Source organism: Mesorhizobium carmichaelinearum (genome assembly GCF_900199455.1).
Taxonomy (GTDB): Bacteria; Pseudomonadota; Alphaproteobacteria; order Rhizobiales; family Rhizobiaceae; genus Mesorhizobium; species Mesorhizobium carmichaelinearum.
The window spans coordinates 563,141-581,998 of the sequence record NZ_FZQR01000002.1 but is presented as its reverse complement, the minus strand read 5'-3'; the positions used below and the strand labels follow the sequence as shown (position 1 = coordinate 581,998).

The 18,858-nt window shown below is 62.7% G+C and carries 14 protein-coding genes; 6 read left to right on the top strand and 8 right to left on the bottom strand.

Going from position 1 to position 18,858, the window contains the following annotated elements; genetic code table 11:
- The first annotated feature begins 344 nt into the window (after positions 1-344).
- A complete protein-coding gene (locus CKW40_RS06020; protein WP_244571095.1) occupies positions 345-1,769 on the top strand; it encodes a DHA2 family efflux MFS transporter permease subunit in 1,425 nt (474 codons plus the stop codon).
- Between the two features lie 52 nt (positions 1,770-1,821).
- Here CKW40_RS06020 and CKW40_RS06015 read toward each other — a convergent pair whose 3' ends face one another.
- Entirely contained in the window at positions 1,822-2,316 is a 495-nt protein-coding gene (locus CKW40_RS06015) for a nuclear transport factor 2 family protein (protein WP_095198986.1), read from the bottom strand.
- 132 nt (positions 2,317-2,448) lie between these two features.
- On the opposite strand from CKW40_RS06015, the gene CKW40_RS06010 reads away from it, so the two are divergent.
- The 3 genes from CKW40_RS06010 (at position 2,449) to CKW40_RS05995 (ending at position 5,984) form a co-directional block, all read left to right on the top strand.
- Positions 2,449-3,363, top strand: a complete 915-nt coding sequence (locus CKW40_RS06010; protein ID WP_342202922.1) for a LysR family transcriptional regulator — start codon at positions 2,449-2,451, stop codon at positions 3,361-3,363.
- A 104-nt stretch (positions 3,364-3,467) separates the two neighbouring features.
- Entirely contained in the window at positions 3,468-3,656 is a 189-nt protein-coding gene (locus tag CKW40_RS06005) for a hypothetical protein (protein WP_095198984.1), read from the top strand.
- A 1,467-nt stretch (positions 3,657-5,123) separates the two neighbouring features.
- A complete protein-coding gene (locus CKW40_RS05995) occupies positions 5,124-5,984 on the top strand; it encodes an alpha/beta fold hydrolase (protein WP_095198982.1) in 861 nt (286 codons plus the stop codon).
- Positions 5,985-6,032: 48 nt separating this feature from the next.
- Here CKW40_RS05995 and CKW40_RS05990 read toward each other — a convergent pair whose 3' ends face one another.
- The 4 genes from CKW40_RS05990 to CKW40_RS05975 form a co-directional block, all read right to left on the bottom strand.
- Positions 6,033-6,398, bottom strand: coding sequence for a response regulator (locus tag CKW40_RS05990; protein WP_095198981.1), 366 nt, complete (start codon positions 6,396-6,398; stop codon positions 6,033-6,035).
- Complete coding sequence (locus CKW40_RS05985; protein ID WP_095199171.1) at positions 6,391-7,443, bottom strand: HWE histidine kinase domain-containing protein; 1,053 nt, start codon at positions 7,441-7,443, stop codon at positions 6,391-6,393. The genes CKW40_RS05990 and CKW40_RS05985 overlap by 8 nt, the downstream gene beginning before the upstream one ends.
- Before the next feature lie 214 nt (positions 7,444-7,657).
- Complete coding sequence (locus CKW40_RS05980) at positions 7,658-9,550, bottom strand: ABC transporter ATP-binding protein (protein WP_095199170.1); 1,893 nt, start codon at positions 9,548-9,550, stop codon at positions 7,658-7,660.
- Positions 9,550-11,433 carry an ABC transporter ATP-binding protein gene (locus tag CKW40_RS05975; protein WP_439330964.1) on the bottom strand — a complete coding sequence of 628 codons (1,884 nt, stop codon included), beginning with the start codon at positions 11,431-11,433 and terminating at the stop codon, positions 9,550-9,552. Before CKW40_RS05975 ends, CKW40_RS05980 begins: the two co-directional genes overlap by 1 nt.
- Positions 11,434-11,762: 329 nt before the next feature.
- Here CKW40_RS05975 and CKW40_RS05970 point away from each other — a divergent pair, with 329 nt between their 5' ends.
- Together CKW40_RS05970 and CKW40_RS05965 are read left to right on the top strand one after the other, a co-directional pair.
- Positions 11,763-13,109: an NAD(P)/FAD-dependent oxidoreductase gene (locus CKW40_RS05970; protein WP_095198979.1), complete on the top strand. Its 1,347-nt coding sequence runs from the start codon at positions 11,763-11,765 to the stop codon at positions 13,107-13,109.
- Between the two features lie 132 nt (positions 13,110-13,241).
- Positions 13,242-14,681 (top strand): NAD(P)-dependent oxidoreductase, encoded by a 1,440-nt coding sequence (locus tag CKW40_RS05965; protein ID WP_095198978.1) that lies wholly within the window; start codon positions 13,242-13,244, stop codon positions 14,679-14,681.
- A gap of 47 nt (positions 14,682-14,728) precedes the next feature.
- On the opposite strand, the gene CKW40_RS05960 is transcribed toward CKW40_RS05965, so the two are convergent.
- The 3 genes from CKW40_RS05960 to CKW40_RS05950 form a co-directional block, all read right to left on the bottom strand.
- On the bottom strand, positions 14,729-16,225 hold the full coding sequence (locus tag CKW40_RS05960) for an HAL/PAL/TAL family ammonia-lyase (protein WP_095198977.1): 1,497 nt from the start codon (positions 16,223-16,225) through the stop codon (positions 14,729-14,731).
- Between the two features lie 139 nt (positions 16,226-16,364).
- A complete protein-coding gene (locus tag CKW40_RS05955) occupies positions 16,365-17,468 on the bottom strand; it encodes an alcohol dehydrogenase family protein (protein WP_095198976.1) in 1,104 nt (367 codons plus the stop codon).
- An 8-nt stretch (positions 17,469-17,476) separates the two neighbouring features.
- On the bottom strand, positions 17,477-18,856 hold the full coding sequence (locus CKW40_RS05950; RefSeq protein WP_095198975.1) for an aspartate aminotransferase family protein: 1,380 nt from the start codon (positions 18,854-18,856) through the stop codon (positions 17,477-17,479).
- Positions 18,857-18,858 lie beyond the last annotated feature (2 nt).

Sequence of the window (18,858 nt, the reverse complement as noted above, 5' to 3'; positions counted from 1 at the left end):
GTCTCCTTTTCGTTCCAGAAATATGGGAAGGAAAGCGGTCCCTCGCCGGACACGTTCCTTCACGAAATCGGGACGGGTGCCCGCTGATCTGTGCGGCGTCTTTGGGCGATGTCGGATGGCGTCTCTGGTCTGGCTGGTGCCCCGTCAATTCACGGCACCGGTCAAGATTTGTTGACTTCCGGCAGGCTGGAAAGGACTACCCCCGACCTATTTGTCGGACCATAAGACGCCCGTGCGGTCAGGCCCCCCGCTGGCTGGCACGTTGGGCAATCTTGCCTTTGAACCGGATGCGCCACTTTGGCTAGAGAACATAAGCCGCCCGCATGACGGAATTGGCCGTAGCATTGGAACAGCCTCAATTTGCCACCGAGCGCGATCCGAGGCTGAGGCTGATCATCCCGATCATCGTCGCCATCGCCTTTCTGATGGAGCAGCTCGATTCCACCATCATCATCACCGCGATCCCGGCCATCGCCCACAGCCTGGACACGACGCCGGTCCGGCTGAACCTTGCAATCACCACCTACATCCTGACGCTCGCCGTGTTTATTCCCGTCAGCGGCTGGTTTGCCGACAGGTTCGGTGCGCGAAAAGTCTTCGCGCTGGCGGTGTTCACCTTCACCCTTGGCTCGGCATTGTGCGGCGTGGCCAACAGTTTCGGTATGCTGCTGGCCATTCGCGCCCTGCAGGGGCTGGGCGGCGCCATGATGACGCCGGTCGGACGGTTGATCCTGCTGCGCAGCTTTCCGCGCAGCGGGCTGATCACCGCCATGACCTACATGACCTTGCCGGCCATCATGGGACCGGTCATTGGCCCGCTGCTCGGCGGCCTGCTCACCACTTACGCCTCGTGGCGCTGGATATTCTACGTCAACGTGCCGTTCGGCTGCCTCGGCATTCTGGCGGCGCTGCGTTTCGTCGACGATTTCCACGAGGAAGCCGTGCAGCGCTTCGACTTCGCCGGATTCCTGATGGTGGGGTTCGGCGTCGCATTGCTGCAATTCGGACTGGAAAGCATCGGCCGGCCGATCATTCCCGTTTCCGCGACAGTATTGGTGCTGGCCGCTGCCGTCCTGCTGCTGCTCGCCTTCGGGCGCTATGCGCGCCGCGTCGCGGCGCCGGCCGTCGATCTGACGCTGTTTCGGTTTCGCTCCTTCTGGGTCGGCACGCTTGCGGGCGGCCTGTGCCGTGTCGGCCTCAACGGCGTGCCCTTCCTCGTGCCGCTGATGCTGCAGGTTGGCTTCGGCATGAGCCCGGTTACTTCGGGGTCGCTGACATTCGTCGGCAGCTTCGGAGCCTTGCTCATGCGACCGCTGCTGTCGCCGCTGCTGCGACGCTTCGGCTTCAGTGCCGTGCTGATCGGCAGCGCGGTTGTCGGCTCCGCCACTGTAGCGGGTTTCGCCCTGATGCGTCCCGAGACGCCGCATTGGATGATCGGCGTCTCCGTCTTCCTGTTCGGCATTGTCCGCTCGGCGCAGTTCATGACCTCCAACACTTTGTCCTACGCCGACCTGCCGGCGGACAAGCTCAGCCGCGCCACCAGCCTTGGCGGCGTGCTGCAGCAGCTCAGCGTGTCGCTCGGCGTCTCCATCGCCGCCATGCTGCTGGGCCTGATCGCGGGGGAGACCCACATCCTAACCCCGGAGCGCTTTCACCAGGTGTTCCTGCTAACCGCGATCATCCCGCTGATCTCCATTCCCGGCTTTCTGTACCTGCGCGCCGAGGACGGCGTGCAGGTCAGCGGTCACGTCAGGAGAACGCGCAAATAGGTCCTCCGGACGGCGCCGAGGCGCTGTCCTCGCTCGCGCGGGAGATGGCCGATCAGTACATCCGGCGCGGATTGGTTGCGTCGTCGGGCACCGCCTGGATCACGTCCCAATGCTCGGCGATCTTGCCGTTGCTCAAACGGAAGATGTCGATGAGCACGAGATCGGGGGAGCCCGGCGGCTTCTGATGGGTCTGCAGCCAGACCATGTCGCCCTCTGCGACGGCCCGAACGATCTCGACCTTACCCTTGGGCAGCTTGAAGATACCCAGCCGTTCAAGATCGGCCTTCACGCCCGCCCGGCCATCGGTCATGTGGGGATTGTGCTGGATGTAGTCGGCGGCCCAGTAGCGGTCGAGCGCCGTGACGTCGTGATCGCCGAGGAGTTCCTGATAGGCCTTCAAGACGAGGGCCTTGTTCTTCTGCGCCTGAATGTGCGAGGCAACGATCGCCGCATCGCCCGATGGCTTGGCTTTGGCAAAGGCGGTTCCGCCAGACAGCAGGCTGGCTGACAACAGCAGTGCCGCGCCCAGTGCAATGTGAGATTTCATGATGATCCTCTAGAAGCCGATGACCTCGGCGGTATCCCTTGTGCGCTCATGCCTGCGCGGCGGTGCCGCACCGAGATGGCAAGACAGAGATTAAGCGAACACAAATGGTTTCAGAATGCCGCTGATTTGGATATGACCTCTTACCATTGGTGTGAGGTGAACATGCCCGATCAGATCAAAAGCATGCGGGTCTTCCTTGCTGTCGTGGCGACGCGCAGCTTCTCGGCGGCGGGTCGCCAACTCGGTATGTCCCAGGCGATGGCGACCAAGCACATTTCTGGTCTCGAGCAGATGCTCGGCGCGCAACTCCTGCGCCGCACCACGCGCTTCGTTATCGCGACGGAAGCGGGCGAACGTTTCGCCGAGGCATCGAGACGCGTCATCGAGGAGTTCGACGAGGCCACGGCCGTGACGCGGGCCGGGCAGGTGGAGCCGCGCGGCCTGCTCAAGATGACCGTGCCGGTGTCATTCGGATTGCGCGTGATCAATCCCATCATCGGAGACTTCGCCGAACGGCACCCGTCGCTCGCGATCGACCTGGAGCTGAACGACAGGCGCGTCGATCTCATCGAGGGTGGCTTTGACCTGGCGGTGCGCGTCGGTGAACTCACCGACAGTTCGCTTGTGGCCAGAAAGCTCATGGATTGCCCGACACGGGTCTGCGCAGCACCCGCCTATCTTGCCAGGCACGGAACGCCGAGAACCGTGGCCGAGCTGGCTCGCCACGCCTGCCTTGGCTATTCCCTGTCCGATGTGACCAATGCCCAGCGCTGGACCTTCGGCGGGCAAAAGGGCGTGGTGGTGGAAGTCACCGGTCCCTTCCGCGCCAACAATGGGGACGCCGTCATCGCCATGGCGAAGGCCGGCCACGGCATTGCCTACCAGCCCGGCTTTCTTGTTGATGACGACCTGCGCAGCGGGGCGCTCGTCGCTCTCGAGCTCGACCATCCCACCAGCCTCATGCATGCCTATGCGCTGTTTGCCCGGGCGCGATGGCAGCCGGCGAAGGTCCGGGCTATGATCGATTTTCTGGTCGAGCGGCTCTAGCCTTCTCCGGCTGCGCGCCAGGTACGGACTGGGTGAGCCGCCTTCAGCTTGTCAGGCATTCGCAACCGGAAAGCTTCGAAGCGCCTGCAGAGGGAGTCTCAGCGATGGCCTATATGGTAATTTGGTACGGGAAAGAGGGCATCGTTGAAAAGACGCCCTTCGATGCCGAGAAAGCCGCAAGAGATCACGCGATGGCGACATTTCTTGCTCGAAAGCAGAAAGACGGGATCGTAGCGGTGGAAGTTCGCAAGGACGATGGCACGGTTGTATTCAGTCAAGCAGGAGCCGGCTAGGTCGTCGCCGCAGTGCCTCATTGGCTACAGGTCGAAAAGATCGTCCTTCAACCGGTCGAGCAGATCAGGCCTGTTTGAGGATAAAACGAAAAAGCTCGCGCCTCTGGCGGAGGACGCGGGCCCTTTGGGGCACGGATCCCGATCGAGCGGCAACACTGCCAGCCCATAACTCTCGAGAGCTCCTGAAAGCCTCGAAGGATGACTTACTGACTGCCTCGGTTCAGGCGACGACGAAGTCGGCCAAAAGGACTGCAAAAACAAGCGACAGAGATACGGCAAGAAGCCAGCGAGCCTCCAGAATGCTGTTGTGCTGATTATCCACTTACGGAACCTTAGTACCAGCGTCCGCGACCGTAAAATCCGCCACCGCCCAGCACGATAACAATAAGAACTATGACCAGGATTGTGGTGATATCCATATGCGCCTCCTGAGCGCGCCCGGCCGAGTTGGCCGTTCACCGCTCTTGCCCTGTAGGGCATGATTGTTCCTGTTACTTTGACATCCACCAACGTTCCGCACGGCATTCTTGTTCCAATGGACGCAAGGCATGAACCGCCGCCCAACGAACCGCTGGCCTCGCATCTCGGCTGGAAAGGTTTCGGAAACCATGTCCGGGTCCACCAAGGAACCAACTGGCCTGACGATTTCTTTAGCTGCATGAAAAGACCTGGCCCGCTCACAACGGAAGATCACGACCACACCGATGCGGTGCGCACGCCGCCCGAATTGCCATCCCAATACCAGGATGCTGACGGAGATTTCGGCGGTCGATTTGGATATGGGCATCCCGCTCACAAGCCGGATCCTTTTGCCACATACACGTTTTCGCCCGGGGCTGTTCGTCCTCTACCGGTCGACAACAAGAAAAGATGGCGCTAACCGGCTGTGCAAAAACCCTATGAAACGGCCTATTTCGCCAGGAAGCACGGGATCACGCAGGCCCAGGCAAGGCGGATCACCAAGGACTTCGGCCCTTCACGTGTCAGGTGCGACACAGCCGCCCAGAATCTAAACTTGGCCCTGACAGGCTCATCGCCCTGTATGAGCGTCAGCCAGCATCTGTGTCTTCGATACCGAAGGAATAGCTGAGTTCTGAACGCAGACTACCAAAGCCGATGCATCGGTCTTGGCACAATCAGCGAAGCCACTTCCTGAACCTCGCGGCTTTATTCCGCACGAATGCAGCAGCTGCCGCATCACACGTCCTTCGCGATGGTCCATTCGCAGCGATGATGAACTTGGCGTCTCTCAGCGTGAGGCCATACTTCTTTGCAAAGTGGATTGCTCCATAAGGCTCGTCTTGGGATATGCCACCGTTCGTGCAGGCCATTTGTGCCTCTCATGACGGATAGTCTGGCTCAGCTTCGGCCTCTTCCGCCGCCCAATCTGGTACATCAACCTTCGACGACAGGCGATGGTTCCGATCAGAAGTGGAACCTCCAACTACAGGGCAAGGTTTAAGCTTGATGTTCGAAGGTTTTCGACTTGAGACAATCCAGCTGCCCGAGGCGACGCTTCGGGTGAGGCACGGCGGTTCAGGACCACCGGTCCTGCTTCTGCATGGCCACCCACGTACACATGCCACCTGGCATCGCGTTGCGCCGCTTCTCGCCGAAAGCCATACGGTTGTTTGTCCTGACCTTCGCGGTTTCGGGCAGTCTTCTATCCCCGAGGACACACACGATCATGCAGGATCATCCAAGCGCGCCAAGGCAAAAGACTGTGTCGCGCTCATGCGCCTTCTCGGCTTTGACCGGTTTGCCGTCGCCGGGCACGATCGCGGAAGCTACACCGCTTTCCGCACGGCAATGGATCACCCATCCGCGGTAACGCATCTCATCATTCTGGACGGTGTTCCCATCCTTGAAGCACTCGAGCGCTGCGACGCCCGCTTTGCCACAGATTGGTGGCATTGGTTCTTCTTTGCCCAGCCCGACAAGCCGGAGCAGGCGATCATGGCCGACTCCGAAGCTTGGTATGGCGGCTCCGCCGATCAAATGGGCGAAGAGGCGTTTGCGGACTACAGGACGGCAATTCTCGACGCTCGTGTCATCCATGGGATGGTCGAGGATTATAGGGCGGGCCTATCGATCGACCATCTGCACGACGCGGATGACCGAAAGGCTGGCCGACGGGTCCAATGCCCCACCATGGTTCTGTGGTCGATGCGCGACGATCTGGAACGGCTTTATGGCGACGTTCTCGGCGTATGGCGCCCGTGGACGACGAGCCTGCGGGGAAAAGGCCTCGCATGCGGACACCATATGGCCGAAGAAGCGCCAGAGGTGCTCGCGGCAGAAATCCTGGCATTCTTGCGTACCATCTAGTCCCGACGTCTGAGGTGAGGCGCGATGTCAGCCGGCCAAACAAAGGAGTCAGCTGGAAAGCAGCCGTTCAAGTGTGGTAGTCAGTTCGTCAAAGCTGAACGGTTTGCGGAGGATGGCACGATTGCTGAAACCATCGCGCATATCGCGACCACTGTTACCCGTCGAATAGATGAACGGCACACCGCGCTCCGCAAGCGCATCGGCTACGGTATTGCTGTCGTCGCCATCGAGATTCATGTCCAGCATTGCCGCATCGAAAGTCTGCACTTCGATCAGGGCGATCGCCTTTTCGATCGTAGCGGCTGAGGTCACTGACTGGCATCCAAGATCGCCCAACATGTCCTCAATCATCATCAGGACCAGAATTTCATCCTCGACAACGAGGAAGCGCCGGCCAGAAAGCAGTTTATCCATCGCGAATTCCCGGTACCGGAATGTTCATCGTGCAGATCAACCCGTCCGGGCGATAGTCAAGTTGCACAGTGCCTTCGAGTTCATGGGTCAGGCCGCGCTCGATCACGCGCGAGCCGAACCCCTGTCGTGACGGTGGCGTAACCGGCGGCCCGTCCTTCTCTTGCCAGGACAGGATCAGCCGGCGGCCCTCCGAAGTCGGCTCGATCCTCCAGTCGATCCGGATCGAGCCCTTGTCGTTGGAAAACGCACCATATTTCACCGCGTTGGTCGCGAGTTCGTTGAACGCGATGCCGAGCGCCAGAGCCGCCTTTGTCGAAAGGCGGATGTTTTCGCCTGATATCACCAGGCGCTCCGCCCGCCCGTCGGTGACGCCGAACGGCTCCAGGGCATCGTGCAGTACGTCGAACAGCCCGGCGCTGTGCCAATTTTCACGGGTGAGCAAATTGTGCGACCGGGAGAGCGCAAACAGCCGGGACTCGACCGCTTCTCGGATCGCCCGTGGATCGGAATTGGCTCGCGATGCCTGCCAGACGATCGACTGCACCGTTGCCAGCGTGTTCTTCACGCGATGGTTCAGTTCGTCGATGAGCATTCTGGATTGTGCCTGCTCCTCCTTGTGTTTGGTCAGATCGACGAAGGAGGCAAAATACTGAACGATGGCGCCGCTCTTGTCCTGGACAGGACTGGCGAAAAGACCCGCCCAGAATTCACTGCCATCCTTACGCCTGTAGAGGATTTCCGTACCCGCCTCCAAATTGGCTTCGAACTCCGCCTTGATACGTTTCAGCGCCCTGGCGTCGGTGCTGTCCGCCATCAGGAAATTTAAGGGCTGACCCAGGACCTCTTCCCTGGCGTATCCGGTCAGCGCGAGGAAGGCGTCATTGGCAAAAATGATGGGGTTGCCGGGTTCTTTCGCATCGGCAAAAACCATGGCCATTCGTGTTGTCTCGGCGGCAACAACGAATGGGCCAAGCTCGTCGTGAAAGCCCGCGACTTCGGCTTCGGCCTCCTGCTGCTCTTCGGACTTGGCGACCACGCTAGACATGTCGTCAACCGGTCGGCGTCCACTATGCCGTTGACCGCCATCGCGCATCTCCCGTGATTAAGGGGCGAAAGCGTGATCGACTCTTTCAATCGCCAGCGCCCACTCACAGGCTGGCGACACCTGCTTTGTACGCTTCCGACAGTCAGTTAGCGAGTCATTCCGCGCCCCGCTGAATTGTCAGCCGATACGCGGATCTTCGCTGGAACGGCACCATTCACGTCGCTTTGCCGACCGCCGCGTCCATTCCCATCTCTTCCTGCGAAATGTCGTCGAACGAAGCGTAGTTCATATTGTAGAGGCGGGCGTAGAGGCCTTTCCTCTGCATCAGCTGTTCGTGGTTGCCGCTTTCGACGATCTCGCCATTCTGCAGCACGATGATGCGGTCGGCGCCGCGTATGGTGGCCAGCCGATGGGCGATGACCAGTCCGGTGCGGCCCTCCAGCAGTTTGATCAGCGCCTTCTGGATCAGCATCTCGGTGTAGGAATCGATGCTGGCGGTGGCCTCGTCGAGCACGAGGATCTTGGCGTCGGCCACCAGCGCGCGCGCAAAACTGATAAGCTGGCGCTGGCCGAGCGAGAGGTTGCCGCCGCGCTGTTCGAGCTCAGTGTCGTAGCCGTCAGGCAGCTGCTCGATGAAGTCGTGCGCGCCGACGGCTTGCGCGGCGCGCATCACCTCCTCGCGGCTGGCTGATGTCTTGTGGTAGCGGATGTTTTCCAGCACCGTGCCGGAGAACAGGAACGGTTCCTGCAGCACCATGGCCACCTGATCGCCGAGCGAATCCTGCGTCAGGTCGCGCACATCATGGCCGCCGACCAGGACCTCACCCGACCAGACATCGTAGAAGCGATGCACCAGCGCCATCGAGCTCGACTTGCCCGATCCGGTCGGGCCGACAAGTGCGACGGTCTCGCCCGGATTGACGCGGAAGGAGATGTTCTTCAGCACCGGCTGGTTCGGCCGGTAGCCGAAGGTGACGTTCCTGAACTCGACCGAGCCGTCCGTGTCGCGCGACAGCGCCACCGCATTGTCCTTGTCGCTGACATCCACAGGCACGTCGAGCACTTCGGAGATGCGCTGGCCCGAGGCCATGGCGCGCTGCATGACGCTGTACTGCATGGTAAGTGACCGGATCGGGTCGAAGAAGCGCTGGATGTAGAAAAGGAACGCCACCATGACGCCGACATCGAGGCTGTGCGACAGCACCATCGAACCACCGACGACGATGACCGTCGCCATGGCGATGCCGGTCAGCGTGTCGACGATCGGCACCATCACCTGCGCGTATCTCGCGGATCGCAGATGGGCGTTGAGGTTGGCCAGCACTTTCTCGTCGTAGAGGTCGAAATTGACGTGTTGGCGCTCGAGGCTCTGCACGGTGCGCACGCCGTGGATGCCTTCGGCCAGCGCGCCATTGGCGATGGAGTTGGTCTCATGCGCGGCCATGAAGGCGACCTTGGCGCGCGGCAGCCAGAACAGGCGCACGATGAACAGCACCGGCATGGTCGATAGCGTCAGCAATCCGAGCCGGAAATCGAGCCAGAGCAGCACGGTGACGATACCGAACAGAAGCACGATGTCGCCCACCGACATGACGGAGGTTTCGAGGAACTCCTGCATCGAATTGACGTCGCCCTGCAGGCGCGACATCAGCCGGCCGACCTCGGTCTTGTCCATGAAACTGAGCGACACGTGCTGCAGGTGGCTGAACATGGCGCGGCGCAAATCGGACAGCACGTTCTCGGCCACCTTGCCAACGACGCTCTCCTGGACATGGCTGGCGGCATAGTTGATCAGGATAATCACCGCGAAGATGCCGGTTGCCCAGATCATCACCGAGCGGTCGAGCTTGCCCGGAGCCATGCCGTGGTCGATGGCGTAGCGGATGACCAGCGGGATCGCCAGCTGCGTCAGCGTGAACACCAGCACCGCCGCGACCGAGATGAAAATCCGGCCCTGATACGGTCTGACGAAGCCCCAGATGCGCCTGATGATACGCGGATCATAGGCCTTGCCGAAAACCTCTTCCTCGTCGCGATGCGAGCCGACGACCGCCTTTGTCGGCCGCCCGCTTTTGTCGTCCTTCTCGTCATCGTCCTGCGTCGACATCATGCGGCTCCCTCGAGCCGGTCGTCGTCCGGCCGCAGCTGCAGGTCGTAAAGCGCGCGATAGCGACCGCCGAGCGCCAGCAGCTCCTCGTGCGTGCCGCGCTCGACGATGCGGCCGCCTTCGACGAACAGGATCTGGTCGGCATGCATCAGCGAGCTCAGCCGGTGCGAGATGATCAGCGTCACGCGATCCCTGGCGAAGCGCTTCATCGCCGCGCGGATGCGCTGCTCGGTGCCGGCGTCGATGGCGGCGGTGGAATCGTCGAAGACCAGAACCGATGGCCGCAGCATCAGGCTGCGCGCAATGGTCAGGCGCTGCCGCTGGCCACCGGACAGCGACGCGCCGCGTTCGCCGACGACGGTGGTGTAGCCGGCCGGAAGCCCGATAATGTAGTTGTGCAGCTGGGCATATTCGGCGGCCTGGCCGATGCGCGTCTCGCGCGCCCAGGGGTTGCCGTAGGCGATGTTGTTCTCGATCGAGGTGGTGAACAGGAACGCGTCCTGCTGCACCACGCCGACCACCTTGCGCAGCGATTGCAGCGTCACCTCACGGATATCCTGGCCGTCGATGGTGATCGCGCCTGACGTCACGTCGTAGAAGCGCGGGATCAGATGCGCGATGGTCGACTTGCCGCTTCCCGGCGGGCCGACAATGCCGATCGTCTCGCCGGGCCTCGCCTCGAAGGAGATGCCGGACAGGGTCGGACGGTCGCCGGCGCCCTCATAGCGGAAGCCGACATTGTCGAAGCGCAGCACGCCCTCGGAGATGACGAGTTCCCTGGCGTCGGGCGCGTCCTCGATGTCGAGTTCGGTGTCGAGCAGTTCGAACAGCCGCGTGCCGCAGGTCGAGGCGCGCGCGAACGAGTTGACCATCAGGCCGAGCTGGCGCACCGGCATCTGCAAGATGGTCATGAAGGTGAGGAACTGCGCCAGCGTGCCGACGCTGATCTGGCCGGCGATCACCTTCTGGCCGCCGAACCACAGCACCAGCCCCATCGCCGCCAGGAAGGAAAAGTTCATGGCGCTGGTGTTGGAGACGCGGATGTCGACGCGCTCATTGGCCAGCTCCAGCGCAGCCTGCTTGGCGCGGTCGAATTTTTTGAGCTCATGGCGCTGTGCGGCGAAGGCACGCACGACACGGATGCCGCCGAGATTCTCGTCCATCACCCGGCTCAGCACTGACAACCGCTCCTGCAACGTCAGCCAGGTGCTGCGCAGCCTGAGCTGGGTCACCGAGGAGCGCCAGGCGACGAAAGGCACGAAGCTCAGGCTGAGCAGCCCGAGCACGAGGTCGGTGCTGATCAAGAGATAGGCGCCGACGCCGATCAGCACGCCGAGCAGGACCACGCGCAGGATGCCGGTGGCAAAGAACATGCGCACGCCGTCGAGATCGAGCAGCCCGAGCGTGATGAGGTCACCGGTATGGACCTTGTCATGGTAAGAAAAACTCAGGCGCTGGATCTTCTCGTAGAAGGCCAGACGCAGTTCATAGCCGGTCTGATGGCCGACGGCCTCGCCATAGTAGTTCTGCGCCATGGTGAAGAGGCCGCGCAGGATGCTGACGACGAGTAGCGTCAGCGCCGTGTGCCACAGCGCCTGTTCCGCGACAGTGCCTCCACTCGCGGCCATCACGCCTTGCGCCTGGTCGATGGCGCGTCCCAGCAGACGCGGAATGAAAAGCTGCAGCGTCGCGGCGATGAAGGTCGAGACCAGGGTGATGGCGACTTGCCAGGGATGGCGAAGCGTCATGCGCACGATACGCAGCAGGGTGCTGAGCCCTTTGCCCCAGGAGGCTTCCGCCACATGGGCAAACGATTTGCCGCGCTTCGCCGCGCCGCTGGTTGCATCCGTAGGCAAGGAAAATATCCAATCCAATCCGGACATTAGCCCGGACGAATGAAGCAGACTCAGTTCTGATGGCGCGATGTTACGCGTGTCCGACTTGACCCTTCAAGGGGCCAATGGCGGCATCGCACTGTGCCTGACAGCGATGCCACTACAGATCCATTGTGGCGCTTGCGACCTTGCCGCCAAAGTTCATGGGAGGGCATCGTGGCGACTGGCATAAACAATTCTATGGCATTGACGCGCAGATTCTCCAGCTCGACCCAGCCTTGACGGACTATCAGTTCTGTTATGCATCGCCGACATTCCACGGAAACTGCCGGCAGCGAGGGCCGGCACCGCCGTGAATACCAAGAGGTCAGTCTTCCTTGACAAGTTTTCCCTTCACCGAAGCCATGCCAATCCAGTTTCAAGCGCCGTTGCCGAAGGCTTGCGAGGTTGTGATCATCGGCGGTGGCGTCATCGGCGTGACCACGGCCCTGTTCCTGGCGCGACGCAACATTTCGGTGACATTGCTGGAAAAGGGCCGCATCGCCGGCGAGCAGTCGTCGCGGAACTGGGGCTGGATCCGGCAGCAGGGTCGCGACGCCGCTGAACTGCCGATCGTGATCGAAGCGCAACGCCTCTGGCGTCAACTGGCCGAGGAATGCGGCGAAGACATCGGGTTGAAGCAGACGGGCGTTACCTATCTTGCGCGAACCGACAAGGAGATGGCCGGCTTCGCGAAGTTCTTGGAAGTAGCCGAAATGCATGGCGTCGACACGCGTCTCCTCGATCAAAGCGGGGCAGCCAAGCTGATCCCGGCCATGTCGCGCTCCTTCAAGGGTGCGATGACCACGCCATCGGACATGCGCGCCGAGCCCTGGGTCGCGGTGCCAGCACTTGCCCGCCTGGCCGCCCGGGAGGGCGTCACGATCATCGAAAATTGTGCGGCGCGCATGCTCGACGTATCGGCTGGGCGCGTGAGCGGGGTCTGGACCGAGCAGGGCCGTATCGCCACCTCGAACGCTGTCGTGGCGAGTGGTGCGTGGACGTCGCTGTTCCTGCGCGCCCACGGCGTTTCCATCCCGCAGCTCAGCGTCAGGGCGACCGTCGCCGCGACCGGACCCATGCCCGAAATCCATGCGGGTGCCGTCGCCGATGAACATATCGCATTCCGGCGCAGGCAGGATGGCGGCTATACGCTGGCATCGGGAGGCTCCAATCAGCTGTATGTCGGGCCTGACGCTTTTCGTCACGCGCGCAAATATGTTCCGGCCCTGATGGCCAATCCTTTTGGCACCCACTATTTGCTGGCGGCACCACGAGGCTATCCGGACAGCTGGTCAACCCCACGCAAGTGGAACGCGGACGAGGAAAGCCCGTTCGAGAGGATGCGCATCCTCAATCCTGCCCCCAAAGCCTCGGCGCTGCGTGATATCGACCGCGAATTCACCGCACTCTTCCCGCAGTTCAAGACGGTGCCGATCAAGGCGAGCTGGGCGGGCATGATCGATGCCATGCCGGATGTCGTGCCGGTCGTTGATCGTGCCGCCGAAATTCCGGGTCTCGTCATCGCCACCGGGATGAGTGGTCACGGCTTCGGCATCGGCCCTGGGATGGGCCGTATCGTGTCCGACCTCGTCCAGGGAAACGAGATCGGACATAATCTTCACAGGTTCCGTCAATCCCGGTTCAGCGACGGCAGCCCGATCGAGTTGGGACCCAGCCTCTAGATCCGTGTCGCAACTTGCCGCCGGTTTGCCGCCGGTGATCGATCTGACGCCTTTCCGGGCGGATAGGTTCTGATTATTCAGGACACCCTGCTGTTGCAGCGGGCCTGCCGCTCTTGCTTTGGGGGAAACGACGTGATCGCAAACACCAGCATACAGGCCGTCGAACCGATCGATCCGCAAAGCGTCTACACCGTGCTGATCTGTGATCTGGTCGGCCTGCGCTTCGGGCCTGACGGCAAGCCTGATCCGAGCGAAGTGCGCGCCCATATCGAAGCCAAGGGCGGCCGCTTCCACGCCGCAGCACTTGGCGACAAAGCGCGCCTTGAGCGTGGCCGGGTGCATTTCTTCTACCAGCCGGACCTCAGCACGCGCGAAGAGCTGATCGAAGCTGCGGGCGACGGGCGCTACGACGCCGTCATTGCCGCAGCGACCTTCCTGCCCGCCGAGACCGTCTTTCCGCTGGCCGGCGTGCGGATCGGCGCCGGCACCGGCAATATGGGCTCGCGCTCCTGGGGCGGAGGCAGCGGCGAGGGCGGCACCGCCGTGCTGATGAACACGCCCGGCATCAACAGCCGCGCCACGGCGCAGATGGTGATGAAGGCGATCCTCAACGTGCTGCCGGACCTTCCGGTCGACAGGCTTCACGAGCGGGTGGCGCGCGGCGCCTTCGACACCGGCAGGGAACTGCGTGATTTCTCGACCGAAAAACTCGAAGGCAAGACCATCGCGATCATCGGCTACGGCAATATCGGCCGCGAGGTGGCCAAGCTCGCCCGCGCCTTCGGCATGCGCGTCGTGATCCATGCACGGCCACGGCATCGCGACTGGGTAGAAGCCGAGGGCTTTGCCTTTGCGCCAGACCTGGTTGACTCGGCTGAAGGCGCCGATGTGCTCAGCGTCCATGTCGGCCTAGGCAAGCAGGACGCACAGACCGGCCGCTACGCCAATGCCGGGATTATTGGCGCGGAGGTTCTGTCCCGCATGAACAAGGGCGCAGTGCTGGTCAATTACGATCGCGGCGAGCTTGTCGACGTTGCGGCGCTTGGCGACGCGCTGGACGCGGGGAGGGTGCGCCATGCGGCAATCGATGCCGACCTGTTCAAGGATGCTTCGACCGGGCGTCTGTCCGGCCCGATGCTGCCTTATCTCGATCTCGTCGAGAGGCACGGCGAAAAACTTGAGCTTCTGCCGCATGCGGCAGCCGATACGGACCATCCGTCGCGCGTCGCCGGCGCCAAACAGGCCGTCGACCAGCTGTTCGATGTCATCTGCCGCAAATCGGTGACGAATGCGAAGGGCACGGTGCCGCCGGGCTATCTTTCCCGTGGGACGACGACGCCTCCAGGTATCGGACCGGTGACGGCGGATCACTTTTTGAAATTGACCGCTAACGACTGCTCCGAGCTGGCGGATGTCTGTGATAGGCAAAGCCGGTTGTGGAAGGCCCTGGCAGACACGCCGACCAACGAGCGCGGCAAAATCGTCGCCGAACATGGCGAGGAGCTCGTCCGGCTGATCGACCGCTTCTGCCTTCTGGCCGAGAGCCTGAACCTCAGGGGCCCTTACCAATAGGCTCGACCTTCGGCAGTAGAGTTTGCGGCAAGCGGATGGAGAGCCGCTCAGTACCGGGGACTGGCCACCATCCGCGCCACCCGCGTCATGTCGGTGCTCATCTCGCGGTCGTCGTCGAGCGGGCTGACGAGCGCGCGGACAGCGGCGAAGGTGCGCTGCGGTCCTTCGCCCATGCTGTCGACGACGCCGCGCAACTCGACGCCCGTCGCCGCGAAGATCAGCTCCATAGCCACGAGATAGCGCATGCGCTCGATGATCTCGGCGGTCTTGGCGACCACCCTGGGCGCCATCGACGACTGGTCCTCGATGCCGTCCGAAACCGCGAGCGGGCTGAGTGACATCGGGTTGGCGAGATGCCGGATCTCGGCTTCCAGCGCGGAAAGCGGTTTCTGCAGCTCCGCATAGCCCTGGCGGCTGCCGCCCCTGGCCGACAGGAAGCGCGGCAGGTCGGCGATCGTCGGCGACATCAGCTTCATGCAGCGGTTGGCGGTGCCGACGGCGCAATGCGCGAGCGCCTGGCCGAGTTGTTCCCAGGCGAGCGTCATTGCCGTGAGGTCGAAATTGCCATTGGAAATTACCCGTTCACCCTCGGCCAGGATCACCGGGTTATCGCCCGAATAGGTCAGTTCGATCTCGGTCGCCAGCTTGGCCTGTTCGAACGCATTGAGCAGGCCGCCCCAGACCTGCGGCACGCAGCGATAGCTGAGCGGATCCTGCAAACGCCGCGCCGCCTTGTCCTTCCACAGACCGCTTCCCGCCAGCTCCGCGCGCAGCCGGGCGCCGATCTCGCGCTGGCCGAAGGCCGGCCGCGCGGCCAGCGCATCCTCGTCGATCGCGGTGAGGGAAGAGCGGAACGCCTCATAGTTGAGCGCGACCGCTGCCAGCGCCCAGTCGATGAGATGGACGACGTCCTCGAGACACAGGCACGCTGTTCCGGTCGACAGGCTGTTGGCGACGATGATGGCGTGGCCGTCCTTCTCGCGCAGGTCGAGCGGCTCAAGCCCGGCGAGCGCAAGCGCCTCGGCGGAGGGCATGATCCTGCCCTGGAACTCCGCCTCGCCATCGCCGCGTAATGACCTCGCCATATGGCCGAGATGGGCAAGGTCGGCCGCGCCGATCGAGCCCCAGGTCGGGATCACCGGATGGACGCCGGCATTGAGCGCCGCCACAAGGCCCAAGACCACGCGTTCGGAGGTGCCGGTGCCGCCGGCGGCCATGCCTGAAATGCGTGCGGTCATCAGTGCCCGCACCGCGTCGGTCGGCAGCACCGGTCCGATGCCCATGCTATGGCTGAGCGGCACGCTGTGCTGGAAGGCGATCAGGTCGGCCTGCGCCAGCGGCGTGTCGACACAAGCGCCGAGGCCTGTGGTGACGCCGTACATCGGCTTGCCAAGTCCGGTCAGATGCTCGATGAGGGCGCGGCTCGCCCGGATGCGGCGCATCGCCTCCTCACCCAGCATCAGCCGGGCGTTGCGGCGTGCAATCTCGGCGACGTCAGCCACGCCGAGCGGCTTGGCATCGAGCAGTACTATCCGGGCTGTCATGTCTCGCCTGTATCCTGTGACCAGATGCCCGGACCAGCATTACAACGGGCGTCGCCGTTTGTGACGGCTCGCAGACGCGACTGCAAGCCATTCCCATTGGGGCAGCAGCGAGAAGGTGGCCAGAGCGAGGGTCAGAAAACTATGCCGGTCGCTCGGCGACCGCGTCCGGCACCACCACCAGCTTGCCGACAAAATCCTTGGCAATGAAATCCGCCTGCGCGTGATGGAAATCGGAGAGCTTGTAGACGCCGCCGACCAGCGGCCGGATTTTTTTCGCCTCGATGTATCCAACGATCCGGCGGAAATCCGCGCGCGTGCCCTGGCTCGAGCCATGCAGCTGCAGCTGCTTCAGATACATGGTTCTGAGATCGAGCTGCACGACCGGGCCGGCGATCGCACCGGCGGTGGTATAGCGGCCCTCAGGTCTGAGAATGCGCAGCAGGTCGTTGAAGATCGCGCCGCCGACGAGATCGGCCACGACGTCGATCGGCTTGCCGCCGGTCGCCTCAGTCACGGCTTGCGGCAGGTCGGCGATGCCACGGGTGATGACAGCCTCGGCGCCGATGTCGAGCACCGCCTGTTCCTTGCCCTTGCCGACAACGGCATAGGGTATTGCGCCGCGCGCCCGCGCCAACTGCACGATTCCGGAGCCGACGCCGCCGGATGCGCCCGTGACCAGCACGCGCTCTCCGGCCTTCAAGCCGGCGCGTTCCAGCATCTGTTCGCCGGTCAGATAGGCACAGCAGAAGGTGGCGAGCTCGACGTCTCTCATCTCCGTGTCGACGACATGCGCATTCTGCGCCGGCACGGCCTGGTATTCGGCATAACCGCCATCGCGGCCATGACCCATATAGTCGATGTCGGCGAGTGAATCATCGTCGCGGTTGTAGATGGAGAAATCAACCATCACCCGTTCGCCGATGCGATCCGGCGAAACGCCGTCGCCGACGGCAACGATGGCGCCAACCGTGTCGGTGCCCTGGATGCGCGGGAAGGTCAGCGTGTTGCCCCACCTCCGCCAGGTCGACACGGCGGCCGCGTCCTCTTCCGTGCCATAAGCGCCCTGGCGCACCCAGACGTCGGTGTTGTTCATGCCGCAGGCGCTGACCTTGACCAGTACTTCACCCGGTGCGGGCGAGGGCACTTTCACATCGGTGCGGTAGACGAGTTTTTCCGGTCCGCCGTGCCCGGTGAGCAGTACGGCGGCCATAGTGGCGGGGACGGTTCTGGTCATGGCATTCATCGTCGATCTCAGAGATTGGCAAACACGCTTTTCACCGCATCGGCCGTCTTCGAAACGACGATGTCGGCTTCCTCGCGGGTCAGGCAGAGCGGCGGCGCGAAGCCGAGAATGTCGCCCTGCGGCATGGCGCGGCCGATGACGCCGCTTGCCGCCAGGGCTGTCGCCACTTGCGGTCCGATCTTCTGCGAAGCGTCGAAGAACACCCGGTCGTCCTTGTCGGCGACGAACTCGACCGCCGCCAGCATGCCGTCGCCGCGAACGTCGCCAACGTTTTTGTGGCTGCCGACGGCCTTGGCGAGCTCGGCACGGAAATAGGCGCCGGTCTCACGAGCATTCGTCACCAGATCCATCTCGTCGATCAGTTCGAGATTGGCGACACCGGCGGCAACGCAGATAGGATGCGCCGAATAGGTCCAGCCATGGCCGAGCGACCCGAGCTTGTCGGAACCTTGCACCAGAACCTGCCACATCTTGTCGGCGACGATGACGCCCGACAGCGGCGCATAGGCCGAGGTCAGGCCCTTGGCGATGGTGATGAGGTCCGGCTTGATGCCGTAATGGTCGGAGCCGAACATGGTGCCCAGCCGGCCGAAGCCCGTCACCACCTCGTCGGCGACCAGCAGCACGTCATACTTCTTCAGCACCGCCTGGATCTTCTCCCAATAACCGGCCGGCGGCGGCACGATGCCGCCAGTGCCGAGGATCGGCTCGCCGATGAAGGCAGCGACGGTTTCGGGGCCCTCGGCCAGGATCATTTCCTCGAGCTTGTCGGCGCAATGCTGCGAGAACTGCTCCTCGCTCAGCGAGCGGTCGGCGCGGCGGAAATAATAGGGCGCCTCGGTGTGCAGCACCGGCGCGCGCGGCAGGTCGAAGGCGTTGTGGAACAAGTCGAGCCCGGTCAGCGATCCGGTCATCACGCCCGAACCGTGATAGCCGCGCCAGCGCGAGATGATCTTCTTCTTTTCCGGCCGGCCGAGCACGTTGTTGTAGTACCAGATCAGCTTGATGTTGGTTTCGTTGGCGTCCGAACCGGAGAGGCCGAAATAGACCCTCGACATGCCCTTGGGCGCGCGGTCGATGATCATCTTGGCCAACGTGATCGAGGCCTCGGTGCCGTGGCCGACATAGGCGTGGTAGTAAGCGAGGTTCTTCGCCTGGGTGGCGATGGCATCAGCGATCTTCTGGCGGCCATAGCCGACATTGACGCAATAGAGGCCGGCAAAGGCATCGATGAGCTTCCTGCCATTGTTGTCCCAGATGGTAACGCCTTCCCCGCCGGCCATGATGCGCGTCGGGCTCTCGCCCCGCGCATGCGTGCCCATATGGGTCGAGGGATGGAAGAAGTGGTCGCGATCCCAGGCGGCGAGTTCGTTGGACTGGTCGAGCATTC